The sequence below is a fragment of the Ktedonosporobacter rubrisoli genome (genome assembly GCF_004208415.1).
GTDB classification, from domain to species: domain Bacteria; phylum Chloroflexota; class Ktedonobacteria; order Ktedonobacterales; family Ktedonobacteraceae; genus Ktedonosporobacter; species Ktedonosporobacter rubrisoli.
Genome location: NZ_CP035758.1, coordinates 9,997,982 through 10,014,326 on the forward strand (window position 1 = coordinate 9,997,982; position 16,345 = coordinate 10,014,326).

Here is a 16,345-nt window from a genome sequence, read left to right on the forward strand (position 1 = left end):
AGTCAGAAGCGATGGGCGATTACTCTATTTAGCAAGGTTGTGCGTGGAGAATAAGAAGGTATGCAACAGACAGAAATGCCAGTTAAAATTACAGAATCGGCGTCACTCATCCCAACATCTTCATCACAGGAAATTGCTTTATCATTTGTTGTACCTGTAATGAATGAGCAGCAGAGTGTGCGTATCCTCTTTGAAAAACTATCAGCGCAAATTGAACAACTTGGAAAAAGTTATGAAGTGATATTTGTAGACGATGGGAGTACTGATAATACCTTCGAAGAGTTGCGAAAATTGCACAGTGAGTATTCAGGCATTGTGCGTGTTGTGCGCTTCCGCAGGAATTTTGGCAAAACTCCTGCTCTCGTGGCTGGATTTGAGCATAGTCGCGGGAACGTTGTCTTTACTATGGATGGCGATTTACAGGATGACCCTGAAGAGATCCCCAATTTTCTTGCTAAACTTGACGAAGGGTATGATCTGGTCACAGGTTGGAAATTCCCGCGTCTTGATCCAATCTCTAAAACCTTTCCCTCGCGTATTTTTAATGGGCTAGTCAACCTGATGACGGGCATTCGCCTCCATGATATCAATAATGGCTTTAAGGCCTACCGTCGTGAAGTAATTGAAGATCCGCATTTGAAGTTATATGGCGATTTTCACCGTTTCGTGCCAGTGATGGCCCACTGGCGCGGCTATCGCGTCGCAGAAATTAAGGTACGGCATCATCCACGCAAGTTTGGCTCTTCGAAGTTTGGCGCGCGGCGTTTTGCTCGTGGCTTGATCGATTTGCTGAATGTACTTTTTCTGACGACATTTTTGCGCACCCCACTACGACTCTTTGGGCCACTTGGTTTCTGGACGTTACTGTTTGGCATCCTGATCGATGCTTTTGTGGTTGTGCGTAAGATTTTCTTCAATCAGGCTATTCATGATCAGCCTCTGCTCTTTGTAGGTATCTTGTTAATGATCTTTGGTGTACAGTTCATTTTGACAGGTCTGCAAAGTGAGATGATTCGACACTATGCATTCCAGCGCGGCGAAGAGTATAGTATCAAGCAGGAACTTGATTAATGCAGATGGCAACCCTCAAAAAGGTGGGCAAGCGTCTCCTACAGTTCGGCTTGCCTCTGCTTGTTCTGGTCGTGTTTGTCTACTATGTAAGACGCGATTGGGATAAGTTAACAGCATATACATTCCGGTGGGACCCCTGGCTGCTCCTTGTAGCTTTTCTGGGTTTTCTCCTTCAGGAAATATCCTTTGGCTTTATCTGGCGGGCAATACTGGCGCGGCTAGGTTCACAGCTTGATTTGCGCACAAGTTTGCGTATCTATCTGGCCTCGGAGTTTGTGCGCTATATTCCCGGAAACGTGTGGCATGTGCTCACGCGTGTATTGTGGGCTGGCAAGCGAGGTGTGCCTCGCCCAGTCGCTTTTGCCAGCATGGTAGTGGAATTAATTACGAAGCTGGCGGCCGGGGTGCTGATATTTGCCCTGAGTCTTCTATTCTGGCCCGATATAGGTACGGTAAGCAACCTGCTTCATGGAACTCCAATCGTGATGGGCCTTGGCGTGATTACCATATTTGCGCTTGTAGTTATTTTGCATCCGCGTGTGCTTGGTGGTCTCTTAAACTTTGCCTTGCGGATATTGAAGCGCGAGCCAGTGCTGCTGACTCTGCGCTATAGCGATATTCTGCTCATCACGCTGGCCTGGATGGCGAGCTGGTTTGTCGCTGGCTGTGGTTTCTATATGATGCTACTGGCGCTCTGGCCTGGCGTGCCGTTGCTCGCTTTACCTATTTGTATCGGTATTTATGCGATGGCTTGGGATGTTGGCTTTGTCAGCTTTATTACTCCCGGCGGCTTAGGCTTCAGAGAAGGGGCAATTGTTGGCTTATTCGCCCTGGCCTTACCCATTGTGCCGGTAAGCTTAGCCACGATTCTGGCTATACTCTCGCGCTTTGTCTCGACCATTGCAGAGCTGGTTTGTGTGGGCATTGCGTATATGGGTGGTGGCAGGCAGATGCGCGAGGTACAGCAAGAGCAAGCAAAACAACCATCTTCATCACTATCATCTTCCACAGTTGAAAATAGTAGCACTGATATACCGATAACTGAGACTCCCGAGCAAGTTGGTATAGAAGGCGGTATAGGAAATGATTAGTGCAGCCTGGCGTAAACGTTTTTCGATCCTACGCAATCGGCTCTATCTCTATCCTGCCCCTGAGCCTATGGCTCATACGCGCTCATTCTGGCTTGCTATGGGGCTTGTCAGTCTGGCCGTGCTCTTATTCAGTGGCTTCTTCATTTTTTATCTGCTTAGTGGACATAATGCCTACCTCACTAATGCTGAGGATCTAGGCATTATGGATCAGGCTATATGGAATACTGCGCATGGGCATATGTTGCATCAAACAATATGCAACATCCTGCATGATACAAACTGCTATAGTCAGGACGGTATTACACGTTTTGCTATTCATTTTGAACCTATTCTATTTCCAATATCATTGCTCTATCTCATCTGGCCGGACCCAGGGACGTTAATAGTCTTGCAGACTCTAGTAGTGGCGGCCGGGGCCTATCCCGCGTTCTGGCTGGCTCGTTTGCGGCTGCGTAACGAATGGGCCGGTGTGGTTATTGCGCTTGTCTATTTGCTCTATCCGGCGCAACAGCAGGCGACAGTCTATGATTTCCATGCCGTAACTTTTACGGCATCCCTTCTTCTCTTTGCGCTCTATTTCATGTATACTCGCAAGACGGTATGGCTGTTTGTTTTCGCTATTCTTGCCATGGCATGTAAGGAAGAGATACCACTGGTTGTAACAATGTTTGGCTTATGGTCCATGGTCTTTCAGCGGCGCTGGCGTAGCGGGCTTGGTCTTGTTTTCCTCGGACTGATCTGGTTCTTGATAGCCTATTTCTTGATTCCCCGCTACTTTAGCCCTACTGGCCATCCTTTGCTGGTTGGACGTTATAGCGATGTTGGCTTGGGCAAGGGACCTGTGCAGATGGTTGTTAATATTATTAGCCATCCCAAAGCTTTTTGGGATGAGTATGTCTGGCAACCTGATCGACAGGCTTACTTGCACATCCTTTTTTCGCCGGGGGGCTATATTCCACCTCTTAAGTTTCTGAAATGGTGGCCTCCGATCTACCTCGTCCTGTTCGCACCCTGGATACTTGTTCTGGCTTTGCCGACGCTGGCCGCTAACATGTTGAGCTCATATGAACAGATGTATTCAGGCCTCTTCCAGTATAATGCTGAAATAGTTCCAGTCTTGATCTTCTCTTGCATCGAGGCTATAGTTCTGATTTTGTGGCTGGTGCAGATGCTCTTTGCCTGGTTAAACTCAAGACAAGCCCATAAAATCCAGAGCGAAGTCTCACACGTAGAAGAGCATACTTTACCGCTCATTCAGCGCAACGCGCGCTGGGTCCATACCTTCCTGTTGGCAGCGTTAGCTATTCTGGTCCTTTTTAGTGCTGTGCGAGCCGATTATACATTTCATGGCAATATGCCTTTTTCTAAAGGATTCCAGTGGCCGGAGGCCACACCCCATACGGCATTGGCTGAACATTTTATTGCCATGATTCCTGCTGACGCTTCAGTCTCGGCACAATCAAAGCTTGTGCCGCACCTGAGTCACCGAACTAGCGTCTACCTTTTCCCTTATGGTGATGGCCTGGCCAAGCATAGTGGAAGTATCAAGACTGAGAATTTCAAGGCCGACTACATTTTCCTTGATGTGACTGGTGATGTCTATCCTTTCTACGGATCTCCTGATTATATTTATGAAGTGAAGAGCGTGCTGCTTAGTGGGAATTATGGTATTGTGGCTGCCCAGGATGGCTATCTGTTGCTGAAACAAGGCTTAAATCCTCCCAGCACCTCTCAGTATTCTACTGTACAGCCAGGAGCAGGAGTTGATACCATGCAGGTCTTGCCCAACTTGCCTGAGAATTTCTGCTCTAATATCTATACTTCTCCCGATAAGGTGCCCGATCCGCATATGCAGGTCTCTTTTAGCGCGCCGGAAGGAAAGAATATAGATCTGCTTGGCTTCAGTGTTGGTGCTCCGGATACATTTAGTCATAGTGGCGGCTATATGTCTGTTGCCACTTACTGGCGCATCTCGGCCCCAATCACTTCTGCGTTACAAGTTTTGTTCATTATGGAAGGAAGCGATGGGCGAGAATACTTTGCTAGTACCGATGTGCCTTCTCTGCTCTGGTGCCAGACGAATATGTGGCAGCCAGATAAGGTGATCCGGCTGGAGAGCAGGGTTTTTGGCTTACAGCGCAGCCATGTCCCAAACGGGCTAGCACATATTTCCGTCGCTCTTTTGCCAATGGCGCAACCGTCTAGTAAAATAATGGATATACATGCTAGGCTTCCGTTGCATGTTGTGAACGTACCAGGCACGGTCTCGCCCACTGACGGTACTAATGCACTACAATTAAAGTCTATGACTCTTGTGCCGTAGTGTTTCTGCAATGGCCAGGGTTTTCAGTGTGCAGAAGCGAGATAGTGAAGGGCGGGGTCCTTCTCTGAAGTGATATGGGCCAACCTTGGTTGTCTCTCTGCCGCCAGCAGGCGGCAAATTTGCGCATGGCAAAGCCCTGCTGGATGGCGTTATCAGGTGCATTAGGGTACCTATAATTGTAGAATGAGAGAGGATGTAGCGATGGGCATTTATTTAGGCCAATTGCCACCGGCTGAAATTGCACGGTTGAAGGCTGAACTAGCTGAGACGCTAATCGCTAATTTCTGCTATCCGCGATTTTTTGATGCTCGTACACAGTCGTTGCGTATGCGTCCTGTGGATCGTGCTAAACGGCAGGAAGTCTGGCTTTTCCTGAGTTCGGTTGATTTCACTCAATGGAGCCGAATAGATCTGATGTCGCCAGAGATACAGCATCAGATAGAACGTCTCTTTATTCAGTTTGTGCAGCGCAATCGCAGCTTTTTTGGTGAGCAAGGCCGTAAGAGAATGTCCGATGTGCGGATGCTGATTGGTTCTTCCGCTTCTACTGTGGTAGTGGCTTTACGAAACCACGTGACGGGGCAGCGGCAAAATAATCCTCCCTTTGGGAGCCCTCGCCCCGCGGTTTCGTGGTCGGCTGCCAGCACTTCGGGGCAGGCTGAGCCTTCCTGGGAGCAGATTGCAGCTGCTACCATGCTCCTACAACAACAAGTGCAAGAAGCGCGCGGTGAGGTAAAACCTGCTGCCACCGCCGAGGGGCGTGCTCCCATCCTGGCAAACGGTACAGGTCGACGTACTATACGTCCTGTGCTAACCGGTGGAGCTGAGCAGTCAGCGTCTTCTGCTACGATCTCCTCGCCTGCACCAGCCTCGCTTCCAGGGTTGGAGCCGCAGGTAAATATGCCTGCTGCCCAGGTCGCGGCTGCTGAAATGAGATCACAGGTAAATACACAAGCTGTGCAATCTCCGGCGACGGGAGCAGGTTCGCAGGTAAATACGCCGGCGGCAACACCAGCGGTTGGGGCAAAGCGCACGTCTCCGTTGGGAACGTCTTCTTCTGCCTCGGCTCCTATCTCTACGGGGCCTGTTAATAAGCTCACTTCGCCAGTGGCTCCCCCAATAGATGTGCCTGTGAAGCCGGCCCCTGTTGCTAAAGCCGTGGCTTCCGGCAATGTTAATGCACGTTCAGTGTCGACAACAGAGGCTGTATCTGCCTCGCCCTCTTCGACTTCTCTGCCGGGGCGAAGTCTGGCACAGTCTGCGCCGTCAGCTTCGTCTTCTCAGCGTGAGACAGCTGTAGCAATGGGTGAGGACGATGTGGCTATCTTCGAGCAGTTGCGCCATCAGCTGATTGTGTGGCTGCGTGTGGAGGCAGTAACCGCAGGGCTGGAAATTTCTGGTCAATCTCCTTCACAACTCCTTGAGCTATTGCGTCAACAAGGGCGCCTGGATGAGACGCGCTTGCAAGTTGTCTCTACGTTGCTCAATCTTTCCAATCAGGTGATTAAAACCGGTGTGGTAAGCATTCTTGATTATAAACAGGCGCTGCTCTTTCACTTGATGCATACGAGGCGCTAGGAAACTCTTGAGCCTACATTTCTGGAAGAGAGGGGCCCTTTCTCTCACTTATAAAGAGAGGCCTCATCTCTTTTCTTATCTTTAAGTATGATTTCTAGCTTTGGTGAGCCAGGATCGCAGCTGAAGTTTGGCGATTTGTTATGTAGGATGGGTATGGAACGCACCTCCCTTTTCACGAGATAGCCCCTTTACCGTATCTCTTCTTCTGAAATATTATATAGGTTAATGCATAGGAAAGCACATCTGTAAGAAGCCCCATTAAAATCATATTAAGAAGGATAAAACCCCTTAAAACTTATTCTTTCTTTATTCCATGCTGCCCTATAGATGTGGTACATTATCTCCAATACATGATTATAGTTAACATAATAGCGTTTCGCTTGTCAGAATCCCATATCCACTGTGCGAATACTCACCAGTCAGCACTGATATGCAAATATCAATCCGAGTAGAAGCAAGGAGGGCATTCGATGCGATGACTAGAGGAAGGGATAGTGTTGCTGCAAGCCTGGATGATGTGTTGGATCTCATTCGGGCCAGACAACATAGCGGGTTATTAAGTATTGAGCATTTTAATGGCAACCAGATTGAAGAAGGCGAGATCTATTTTCAGCGTGGCTGGCCTACGTATGCACGCGTAGGGGCTCTTGCGGGCCGGGATGCTTTGGTACATCTGGCGAACTGGCGCCAGGTATACTTTAGCTTTTTTACAGATACTGCCATGCCCATTCAGCCGTCCTATGGAGCGGGTATGGCGGCGACCCCTGGCGAGATCTCGGCAGTTATTTCTGCCCGGAATACTACATCTGCTCTGCCCCATCCATCTCTTGTAGATGAGGAGCAGGCAAAGGCACCTCTCTCCTTTGCTACACCGCTGGCAGAACTCGGGTCTGACAAGCAGCGAACTCAAGTTGCTCAAGATCTGTTGCGTACAGGGATCGACTCCCCTGGCGTTGCCAATCTTGTGCCACAAAAACGCGATAACGCTCAGAACGTATTATCCTTGCCTTTAACACGTCCGCAGCGTTTTATCTATTTGTTAATAGATGGGCGTAGAACTATTGCGGATATTGCTCGCTGCATGCGCAAAAGCATCCCTGAAATAGGGCGCTTGCTGAGCGAACTTCAGGAGCAAGATTTGATCTTTGTCTGAGATCCTTTAAACTCCTCCTTATGAGATCAGGGTGTTGATGTCGTTGTTGTAGCAATCGCGGGCAGCAATTCACGCAACTGCCCTAGCCAGTTGGAGCCTAGCAGACGACGCGGGATACGAATAACTCCCTGTTGTACATGTGCTTCGTTACGAAAGCGTCGGTAAAGGACAATACGATTGGGTACGATGCTGCGCCTGACCGTTAGGACAAAGGCGTTGTCTTTTATCGTAATGGATTCATAACCCAGCTGAGCCGCCTCAACTTTCAGGCGGACCATAGCTAATAAGTTCTGTACAGGTATGGGTAATGCTCCAAAGCGGTCGCACATTTCGGCTGCCATTGCCTCTACCTGTTCCGGTTGGCTCAGATTAGCTAAGCGCTGATAGAAATTGACCTTGAGCGTGCGGTCTCCAACATATTCGTCGGGAAGGTAAGCATCCAGGGGCAGATCCACGGAAGCGCTTGGGGCAACCTTTTCGACTTGTTTCCCTTGCATTTCCTGCACAGCCTCTGCCAGCAATTTACAGTAAAGATCAAACCCAACTGCATTCATGAAGCCTGACTGCTCAGCCCCCAGAAGATTACCCGCTCCGCGGATCTCCAGATCTTTCATGGCTATACGGAAGCCTGCCCCCAGTTCGGTAGCTTCAAAGATGGCCCGCAGGCGCTTCTCCTGAATCGGCGTAAGCTTGGCTTCTTTATTGTAGAAGAAGTAAGCGTAGGCCTGATGGGTGCCACGTCCAACGCGACCACGTAGCTGATAGAGCTGTGATAAGCCAAAGTAGGCTGCATTGTTTACGATAATGGTGTTTGCGTTAGGGATGTCCAGGCCATTCTCGATGATCGTCGTTGAGATCAGCACGTCATAGTCTCCGTTAGCGAAGCCAACCATAACTTTTTCGAGCTGTTCTTCGTTCATCTGGCCGTGTCCGATGGTGATGCGCGCTTCGGGAATGAGGCGCTGCAGTTTGTGGGCGATCATCTGGATGCCCTGAACGCGATTATGTACAAAGAAGACCTGCCCTCCGCGGTCGATCTCACGCAAGATGGCCTCACGTATGAGATTATCGTCATATTCGCGAATCGTTGTGCGAATCGGTAAACGTTCGTGTGGAGGCGTTTCGATGACGCTCATGTCGCGTAGGTTGACGAGGGACATATGCAGGGTGCGCGGAATAGGTGTTGCCGTCATGGTAAGCACATCAATCTCGCTGCGCATCTGCTTGAGGCGCTCTTTATGGGTGACGCCAAAACGCTGCTCTTCGTCAACTATCAATAAGCCCAGATTGAGGAAGACCACATCTTTTTGGAGCAGGCGGTGCGTGCCAATAACGATGTCTACTTTGCCTAAAGCCAGGTCTTCAAGCACTTGTTTTTGCTCCTTGTCAGAGCGGAAGCGGCTCAGCAGCTCCACACGTACCGGATAGGCCTTGAGACGCTCTTTAAACGTGTTGTAGTGCTGAAGGGCCAGGACTGTCGTCGGGACGAGAATGGCCACCTGGCGTTGATCCAGGACGGCCTTAAAGGCAGACCGGAGAGCTACTTCTGTTTTGCCATAGCCTACGTCACCACAAACGAGCCGATCCATGGGCCGCGGGCGTTCCATGTCAGTTTTAACCTCGGCAATAGCGCGGGCCTGGTCCGGCGTCTCTTCAAAGGGAAAAGCGTCTTCAAGCTCCTGAAGCCACGGCTGCTCCGAATCGGGCGGATAGGCATGCCCTTGTGCCGTCTCGCGCATGCTGTAAAGCCGTAGCAGATCTCTGGCAATATCCTGAACATTTTCCTTGACCCTGGCTTTGGCCCTTGTCCATTCGGTCGTTCCCAGCTTGCTGAGCGCGGGCACGGAATCGCCCATGCCGATATAACGCGTTACACGGTCGAGCTGATCGGTAGGGATGTAAAGCTTGTCAGTGCCTGCGTAGTGAATGAGGAGATATTCGCGCTCAACGCCGGTCATGTTCATCTTGGCCAGGCCTTCGAAGCGGCCTATACCATGTTCCTGGTGTACAACGTAGTCGCCAGGCTTTACCTCGGCGAGAAATGAGGCAGGCGTTACCGGCTTGCGGCGTTGGATACCGCGCCGTTTGGACCAGCCGAATATCTCCGTATCTGTGTATACGTAGAGGGCCAGGGAGCGCGATTGCCAGCCCTCGGCAAGTTGGCCCTGGATCAGCGTTAATGTGCCGGCTTCTGGAAGCTGGTTGATATGCGTGCCCGGGCTGACATGGATGGTTGCCTCGTGGAGTATGCTTTCGTCACTGAGAACCTCTGCCATACGCCGAGCCTGGGCCGTCACGATTACCACGCGGTCCCGATGGTCAAGAGCTTTGCGACAATCTTGTACGAAGGCTCGTAGTCTGCCCCCATAGGAGTTAGCACTATGGTAGGAGGGCATCAGATGCTCAGTTCCGCCGTGCTGATGTACCTCAAAGTCGCTTTCCGCCATGGAGAGAATGTCGGCGAAGCGCAACTGGCGGCGCTGCTGGAGATGTAGCTCTAGCTGGCTCCAGCTGACATGGGCATCTTGCAGATGGGCAGGATTCTCGCGCTCTCTTTCGAGGTGCTCTTTCATTTCCTGAGCCTGGGCATCGAGCTCGGTAATGTGATTCTGGATGCTGGCCGGGTTGTCAAGAATGAGTAGGCCGCTACGTGGCAAGTAATCAAGAATAGTGGCCGAGTCGTGCAGGTAAGGAAGATAGAAGGCGATATCCTCAAAGGAGTGCTTTTCACGCAGATCCTCTAGATCATGCAACCAGCGCTCCTCGGCGTCCCGGTGTAAGATTTTACGATCGAGACCCTCTAACTCTTTTACGGCTTCAGGGCCACGGATGGGTAAGGCTTCACGGGCTGGTCCAACTAAACAGGTGTCGATAGGATTAAGTGAGCGCTGGGTTTCCTGATCAAATGTGCGTAGCGATTCTATCTCGTCGCCGAAAAATTCGATACGTACTGGCCGGGCAAGCGTCGGTGGGAAGAGGTCAACGATACCTCCGCGATGGCTAAATTGACCTGGCTCTTCCACTTCGGTAACTGGTTGATAGCCAAGGTTGTAGAGATGCTCTAACATCATGCTCAGATCAATTTCCTGTCCCGGCTGCAAGGTGAGCAATGAAGTAGAGAGTTCTTGAGGAGGAATGATGAGCTGAGTCATGGCACGCGCTGAACAGACGACAATGGGCGTGCGTTCGCGCTCTACCATGGCAATGAGAGTTTGCATGCGCTGTTGAGTGGTCAGGGCATCACCAATGAGACGCTCATAAGGCAGCGCGTCGCGATCCGGCAGACAAAATATGTCGCTGGGATTGGACAGGAACACCTTGAGCGCATCTGCCATCTGGCTTGCTTGAGTCTCGTCACTGACCACAATGAGCAGAGGCTGCTTAAGGGTTGAGGCGAGCGTGGCGATGACAAAAGGGCGCGCTGCTTCTGTAATACCGGTGAGTGCCGGTATCCCCTCGGCTTGGCGTAATTGTTCTATTAGACGCCGATATTCTGGTCGCTGTATTAACAGTGCAAGTAATCCCTGTAATGTCACATCATCCTCCAGAGAACACAACAAAGTATACCCCTATGAGCACCTGCATAGGGGTGTAGGTATCCAATATTTATTTCTCAGCTATCTCTGCTATCATACAGTACCTGTGCCTTCTGTGCAATGCTTTTACAGGTACTTTTTGCGTGTATAGAAAGAAAGATATAATTTATTTTACCACATCTAGCACTATTAGCACATCTGATACGTGTCAAAGGTAGGACTTTCCAAATCTCGTTCTTGGGCAGCCTGACTGTGGCAAGCAAGAGGAATGAATCGGGGCCGCGATCGAGCGGATTCGGCCCCGTGTCTCAGGTGAAGGGCTTATTCGCTTGCTCACGACGCCCCCTTCACAATCCCATCTTGGAGAACGACAAAGCCCAGTGTCAAAGGTGCGTATGGCCATTTTTATGCTTCTGCAGACCGGCCAGCATATGTTGAAGGGCTATATATTGTCAATTTCTAGTTCTGCCATCAGTCCTATATGGTCTGAGAGATAGTGATCTTTGCCGTTCTGCAGCCTGACTTTTTCCTGGAACAGGAAATCTTTATGTCGTACATGAAGCTGCTCGCGTTTTTCCTCCATTTGGAAGAACACATAGTCGAGACGCTGCGGATTTGGCCAGAACTCTTTGTGGTAAGTCGGGCTATCGTCCTGCTCAAACAGATCGGTAGCTTGCGAGAGTTGGACGAACTTTTGATAGAGCTCGCTCTGCTTGGGAATATTAAAGTCTCCCATGATGAGAATATGCCTTCTCTGCTGGGCAAGACTATTGACGATATCAGCTAAGCGCTCCAGCGCGTATTCATGTGCGCGGTAATAGCGGCTAGCTTGTGACCAATCGTCTGCTTTGTTGGCGATCAGGTGACAATTGCAGGTTGCTAGCGACCATTGTGGGAGGCAGGCGAGCAGAGCCCCTTTACGCTTCAAGGGTTGTGTGGCTCTCTTCCACCAGCGCTTTTCGGGTGGAGCACCAACAGGAGGGAAATTAATAAATTCAATATTTTGTAAAGGCTGGCGCGAAAGCGTGACGAGTCCGGCTTCTGGACCGAATAAACCTCGTCTATAGGCGAGATGGTAAGATGGCAGCCGAGTTCGTAAAATGTCAAGGAGGTAGTAAAACCAGACCTCCTGGAGATGAAGCAGATCAAGCGAGGAATGTTCTATGCTCTGGCAGAGAGCTTGATATCGCTCCCGGGCCAAGTGAGATGAAAAGGGAATGCCCCAGGTATTGAAGGTGCCAATAGAAATAGTTTGTACGTTACTCATCCTGTCCTCAAATGGTAACAATATATTTAGCGCTCAAGCGTAGACGCTCATCCTTGCAGAGAGATCTTGCAGCGATCTTAGGCATATCGAGCCCAGGAGTTACGACATGTGCAGTGGTTGAGGAGCGTTGGGGCTCCATTCCCATTGAAGCTCTTCAGCAATACAGCTCACGTTGTCTTCAGAGAGGAGGATGGTTTTTGAGCCACGATCCACAAGAATGGAACGGGGCGCCCCCCTTGCTCTACACTCTCTTCTTTGGTGCTAATAAGCTCTAGGCCTGCTTCTCGAACAAGACGCTGATTGGTCTGAGCATCGAAGTGGCTCCAATACATGGGAGCGCCCCATTGATGCCAGTTCTGCTTGAGGACTTCCTCGGCATCATGGGTTCCCATCGTGGCAATCAGCAAACCGCCGGGTTTTAACCAGTGAGCAATTGCAGAGAGGAGGTGAGGGTGTTCAATCCGTGGAACACTAATGATCGAGTAGAAAGCACAGACAGCATCAAAGCTCGCAGAAGGGAAAGTGAGGGTGGTCATATCGGCTTGAAGAAAGGTCGCTTGTGGGACATGCTGTTGGGCAAGAGCAATCTGCCGAGCAGAAATGTCCACTCCAGTGACGTGAAACTGTTGTGCCAGAAGCTGAGCCGTAGGCAGACCAACACCACATCCCAGTTCAAGGACAGCAGCACCTGGAGGCAGCCGATCGAGCAACAACTCAGTGTAGTATTGACGTTCCTCCACGCGCTCGTGAATTACCCATTGGTAATACTGCTCAGCCATATGATCATATCCCTGAGCAACTATCTGCTTTGGATTCATTGTTTCTCGTTACTCTCCGTTTCTTTTAAGATACGTCTATTATATTTCTCTTCCTCTCTATTTTGCAAAGATGACCCTTGTAGCTATTTCTCCTAACAGAGCAAACGAGCATATTTAAAACAAGGGCACTGAAACGCTGTCGTTGGCCTAACAGCTAGCCAGGCTGGCGAAAGCAGCGGTTTCCAGAACTTGATAAGAAGGTTCTCTATCCCGGACGGGAGTGAATGGATTCCTTTCACTATTTACCATTCCAGAAGCGAATTGTTCCGCTCTGGAGTGGTAATCTTTCTGAGCATGGTGTCCAACTCTTGAGCGCCGTGTCTCGTGCTTGAGGTCAAAACCATTCCTACCTTGCGATCCTCTGCAAGTGCTTATTGCTGCCCGCTTGTTCGATCCTTCGTGCCAATTGCCAGGATAGAAGGAAATAAGATTTCTATTGACAGGGCCTTCTTTTTAGTTTAATATTTCAACAACTACTGAAATATTGAATTATCTGCCTGGCCATCGAGGAAATCCCGGCGCCAGGTGGGGACCCGCTACTGCCGGCAATGGTCAACAAGGGCCGATCGTTGGTTGGCACTCTAGAAGGACCATAATGCTTAGATTTTAGGGATGAAAAATCGGCGAGCCGTTTCCAGCTTGCCGGGATCTTAGGAAGGCAAGAATAGTTATGCAATCTTCTGTATCACTAAATCAGGGCTGGCTTATAGGGACAATCGTAACAGCAGTCTTTGTAATTTGCTATCCCATCGTATTAGCGATTATTGCGCGTAAGCGCCTGCATGTGAGTTGGCGCTATTTCTGGTATGGGGCACTGATCTTCTTCTTGTTCCAGCTTATCACGCGTATTCCATTGGTGATCTGGCTGCAGACGCTATTTGCTTCTCAGCTAAAGGCTTCGCTGGCTTTTCGTATAGCCTGGATCGTAGCTCTTGCCCTCACTGCCGGCCTGGCGGAAGAGATTGGGCGCTATATCGGCTACCGTTGGCTTATGAAGCGTGAGGAAAAGACATGGAGCAAAGCTATCATGTATGGCATTGGTCACGGAGGGCTGGAGTCAATATTGTTTGTTGGTGGTCAGGTAATCCTGGGCCTGGTCGGTACGATTACGCTGGCCTCACTGCTGGCCAGCAATCCTGCGTCTCTGCCAGCCGGCACACGCGAGGTGGCCATGCATCAGCTAGCCGCCATTAATGCTCAGCCAGTCTGGTTGGCTTTTCTCGGTGGCTGGGAAAGGCTCTGGACGCTGCCATTTCATATAGCCATGTCGGTGGTAGTGCTGCAGGTTTTTCGGCGAAATAATATCGCCTGGCTCTGGCTTGCCATCCTACTCCACGCCTGTTTAGACTTTCTTACTGCTGGCCTACCCCTATGGCTGGGGGCAAGGCCCGAAACCTCTCTCGTGGTTGAAGGCGTGGTAACCGTCTCCGGTTTGTTTGCGCTATGGCTTATCTGGCGCTTGCGCGATAAGCGTGAGCCAACTCAAACGGCTACCCCCACTGCCCTGGAGCCGGGTACATCCGTATCATAAAACAGTGTATTATATAAGCTATTAAGTAGGGAGTCTGGTTATGTTATGCAGGAAGCCTACAAAGCTATTGCTGATCCAACGCGGCGGAGAATCTTAAAGCATCTGCGGGGAGGAGAGAGGACAGCGGGCGAATTAGCCGAATATGCGGGAATTGGACGCACCGCCCTTTCTCATCACTTGATGGTGCTCAAACTGGCTGACCTTGTGCGCGTAGAGCGGCGGGGTCAGTTTCAAGTATATTCTTTGAACACAACTGTGTTTCAGGATTTAATGACCGAAATTCTGGAATGGTTAGGAGGCGTGGAACCTTCGTCCTCCGTAGGGTCAGATGCTTCTGAAGCAGATATTAAACAGAAAAAGTTAGATGCTGAATAACTTTCATCTGTGAAAAAGGATCTTCTTTATGCAGCCTTTACTAGGTAATAATGGCAGAGGTCGAAGGAACTCGCTATTCACGCGTCAGTTGGGGCGCTTTATTCTTGTAGTAATCGCCTTGCAGGTCTTTGCCGCTTTAGCTACCTATCCTTTCTTGCCCGCGCAGATCCCGTCGCACTGGAATATTGTGGGCCAGATCGATGGGTATATGCCTAAAGCCACAAGCGCAATATTCTTTCCCAGCCTGAGTATAGGCTTATGTATACTGGCACTTCTGTCACAAATTGCTATAACTCGCTATAGCGCTGATACGCCGAACTTGATACGCAGAGTTCCCGGGCCGCTGCTGGCAGGTTTGATATTGTTCCTGTTTGTCCTACAGTTGACCACCCTGGCCATTGCGCTTGGTATACCTCTGGATATGTCGTTTGTAATCTGCCTGACGCTTTCGCTGTTCTATATCGTGCTCGGCAACTATATGGGAAAGTTGCGGCGCAATGCCTGGATTGGTATTCGCACGCCCTGGACGCTGGCCAGTGAGACTGTGTGGGAGCGAACCCATCGACTTGGCGGCTGGGCCTTTGTAGCTGTCGGCTTGCTTGGCCTTATCGTCAGCTTTGTGCCCGTATTGCGTTTGTGGGCCATGATCGGACCTCTCTTATTGCTGGGCATCGGTCTGTATGCCTACTCATATATCGTCTATCGTCGTGTAGGGATGCCCGTTTAGCTCGACGCAAGGGCGAGCCTTTATGCTGAGAGGTTGCAGGATGGTAGATAAGGAGATCTAGTTGCTATTAAGGGTGTAGGTTAGAAGGGAGAAGTAAGTGCAGGACCAATTTATGGAGAGATCAGCTACTGAGAGAACCGATTCCCTTCATATAGTCCTGCCTCTTTCTATTCGTTCTGTGCCTCTGTTTGTAGTGACTCACCTGCGGCCTGCTGTGGCTGACTATTGCGTTCTGCCTCCCGGCGTAGCCGTTCCTGCTCGCGCTTTTCCTGGCGTAGCCGCTGCTTCTCTGCAGCTTTCTGTTGGGCCTCTGGATCTGGATTGATGAGATTCATGGCCGCATCAATTCCTTGTGCCAGAGTTAGTGGAACCGCCTCAATGGCCCTATCTTCCCCTAATTCAAGGCTGATACGCTCGTCTCCTCCTGGGACGCCCAGGACATAATCAATAGTCTCCATACGATGGTTAGCGGGACGACCAATGCCAACGCGCAGGCGGGGGAACTGATTGGTATGCAGATGGTGGATGATACTTTTCAGCCCATTATGGCCGCCCGCACTGCCATTAGCTCTGAGGCGAACTTTGCCTACTGGCAGATCAAGCTCATCATAGACCACCAGCACATCCTCCGGCTGAGCTTTATACCAGCGTACAAGCTCTCCTACAGCTTCTCCGCTATTGTTCATATAGGTAAGAGGCTTTACCAGCAGCACTTTTTCAGTACCAAGCATGCCGTTGGCAAGCATGGCTCGGCCTCTTCGTTCCCACTTCCAACCATGGTGGGAAGCTAGTTTATCAACGACACGAAAGCCAACGTTATGGCGGGTATGTTCATATTGAGGGCCTGGATTCCCCAGGCCAATTACCAACTTCAT

12 protein-coding genes are annotated in these 16,345 nt (G+C 50.3%); 8 read left to right on the top strand and 4 right to left on the bottom strand.

All coding sequences use genetic code 11. From position 1 onward, the window contains the following. Positions 1 to 60 precede the first annotated feature (60 nt). The 5 genes from EPA93_RS42815 (at position 61) to EPA93_RS42835 (ending at position 7,216) form a co-directional block, all read left to right on the top strand. Positions 61 to 1,071: a glycosyltransferase family 2 protein gene (locus EPA93_RS42815; protein ID WP_129893420.1), complete on the top strand. Its 1,011-nt coding sequence runs from the start codon at positions 61 to 63 to the stop codon at positions 1,069 to 1,071. Further along, the gene (locus tag EPA93_RS42820; RefSeq protein WP_129893421.1) at positions 1,071 to 2,162 is read left to right on the top strand and encodes a lysylphosphatidylglycerol synthase transmembrane domain-containing protein; all 1,092 of its coding nucleotides are present in this window, start codon (positions 1,071 to 1,073) and stop codon (positions 2,160 to 2,162) included. The genes EPA93_RS42815 and EPA93_RS42820 overlap by 1 nt, the downstream gene beginning before the upstream one ends. Continuing rightward, positions 2,155 to 4,485, top strand: coding sequence for a DUF2079 domain-containing protein (locus EPA93_RS42825; RefSeq protein WP_129893422.1), 2,331 nt, complete (start codon positions 2,155 to 2,157; stop codon positions 4,483 to 4,485). Before EPA93_RS42820 ends, EPA93_RS42825 begins: the two co-directional genes overlap by 8 nt. 201 nt (positions 4,486 to 4,686) lie before the next feature. Then, complete coding sequence (locus tag EPA93_RS42830; RefSeq protein WP_129893423.1) at positions 4,687 to 6,063, top strand: hypothetical protein; 1,377 nt, start codon at positions 4,687 to 4,689, stop codon at positions 6,061 to 6,063. A 475-nt stretch (positions 6,064 to 6,538) separates the two neighbouring features. Further along, positions 6,539 to 7,216, top strand: coding sequence for a DUF4388 domain-containing protein (locus EPA93_RS42835; RefSeq protein WP_165423775.1), 678 nt, complete (start codon positions 6,539 to 6,541; stop codon positions 7,214 to 7,216). A gap of 26 nt (positions 7,217 to 7,242) precedes the next feature. Here the strand turns inward: EPA93_RS42835 and mfd are convergent, their stop codons facing one another. The 3 genes from mfd to EPA93_RS42850 all read right to left on the bottom strand — a co-directional run bounded on the left by mfd (position 7,243) and on the right by EPA93_RS42850 (position 12,837). After that, positions 7,243 to 10,752 carry a transcription-repair coupling factor gene (gene mfd / locus EPA93_RS42840; protein ID WP_129893425.1) on the bottom strand — a complete coding sequence of 1,170 codons (3,510 nt, stop codon included), beginning with the start codon at positions 10,750 to 10,752 and terminating at the stop codon, positions 7,243 to 7,245. Positions 10,753 to 11,194: 442 nt separating this feature from the next. Beyond that, on the bottom strand, positions 11,195 to 12,019 hold the full coding sequence (locus EPA93_RS42845) for an endonuclease/exonuclease/phosphatase family protein (protein ID WP_129893426.1): 825 nt from the start codon (positions 12,017 to 12,019) through the stop codon (positions 11,195 to 11,197). 167 nt (positions 12,020 to 12,186) lie between these two features. After that, positions 12,187 to 12,837: a class I SAM-dependent DNA methyltransferase gene (locus EPA93_RS42850; RefSeq protein ID WP_129893427.1), complete on the bottom strand. Its 651-nt coding sequence runs from the start codon at positions 12,835 to 12,837 to the stop codon at positions 12,187 to 12,189. Positions 12,838 to 13,507: 670 nt separating this feature from the next. On the opposite strand from EPA93_RS42850, the gene EPA93_RS42855 reads away from it, so the two are divergent. The 3 genes from EPA93_RS42855 to EPA93_RS42865 are packed head-to-tail and all read left to right on the top strand — an operon-like array spanning position 13,508 to position 15,470. Then, positions 13,508 to 14,368 (top strand): YhfC family intramembrane metalloprotease, encoded by an 861-nt coding sequence (locus EPA93_RS42855; protein WP_129893428.1) that lies wholly within the window; start codon positions 13,508 to 13,510, stop codon positions 14,366 to 14,368. Between the two features lie 45 nt (positions 14,369 to 14,413). Next, positions 14,414 to 14,743, top strand: coding sequence for a metalloregulator ArsR/SmtB family transcription factor (locus EPA93_RS42860; RefSeq protein ID WP_129893429.1), 330 nt, complete (start codon positions 14,414 to 14,416; stop codon positions 14,741 to 14,743). Positions 14,744 to 14,771: 28 nt separating this feature from the next. After that, the gene (locus EPA93_RS42865) at positions 14,772 to 15,470 is read left to right on the top strand and encodes an SdpI family protein (protein WP_129893430.1); all 699 of its coding nucleotides are present in this window, start codon (positions 14,772 to 14,774) and stop codon (positions 15,468 to 15,470) included. A gap of 167 nt (positions 15,471 to 15,637) precedes the next feature. Here EPA93_RS42865 and pth read toward each other — a convergent pair whose 3' ends face one another. Further along, positions 15,638 to 16,345, bottom strand: a complete 708-nt coding sequence (gene pth / locus EPA93_RS42870) for an aminoacyl-tRNA hydrolase (protein ID WP_129893431.1) — start codon at positions 16,343 to 16,345, stop codon at positions 15,638 to 15,640.

Coding starts and splice junctions, on each gene's coding strand:
- EPA93_RS42815 (WP_129893420.1), top strand. CDS start 61: ATGCAACAGACAGAAATGCCAGTTAAAATTACAGAATCGGCGTCACTC.
- EPA93_RS42820 (WP_129893421.1), top strand. CDS start 1,071: ATGCAGATGGCAACCCTCAAAAAGGTGGGCAAGCGTCTCCTACAGTTC.
- EPA93_RS42825 (WP_129893422.1), top strand. CDS start 2,155: ATGATTAGTGCAGCCTGGCGTAAACGTTTTTCGATCCTACGCAATCGG.
- EPA93_RS42830 (WP_129893423.1), top strand. CDS start 4,687: ATGGGCATTTATTTAGGCCAATTGCCACCGGCTGAAATTGCACGGTTG.
- EPA93_RS42835 (WP_165423775.1), top strand. CDS start 6,539: ATGACTAGAGGAAGGGATAGTGTTGCTGCAAGCCTGGATGATGTGTTG.
- EPA93_RS42845 (WP_129893426.1), bottom strand. CDS start 12,019: ATGAGTAACGTACAAACTATTTCTATTGGCACCTTCAATACCTGGGGC.
- EPA93_RS42850 (WP_129893427.1), bottom strand. CDS start 12,837: ATGAATCCAAAGCAGATAGTTGCTCAGGGATATGATCATATGGCTGAG.
- EPA93_RS42855 (WP_129893428.1), top strand. CDS start 13,508: ATGCAATCTTCTGTATCACTAAATCAGGGCTGGCTTATAGGGACAATC.
- EPA93_RS42860 (WP_129893429.1), top strand. CDS start 14,414: ATGCAGGAAGCCTACAAAGCTATTGCTGATCCAACGCGGCGGAGAATC.
- EPA93_RS42865 (WP_129893430.1), top strand. CDS start 14,772: ATGCAGCCTTTACTAGGTAATAATGGCAGAGGTCGAAGGAACTCGCTA.
- pth (WP_129893431.1), bottom strand. CDS start 16,345: ATGAAGTTGGTAATTGGCCTGGGGAATCCAGGCCCTCAATATGAACAT.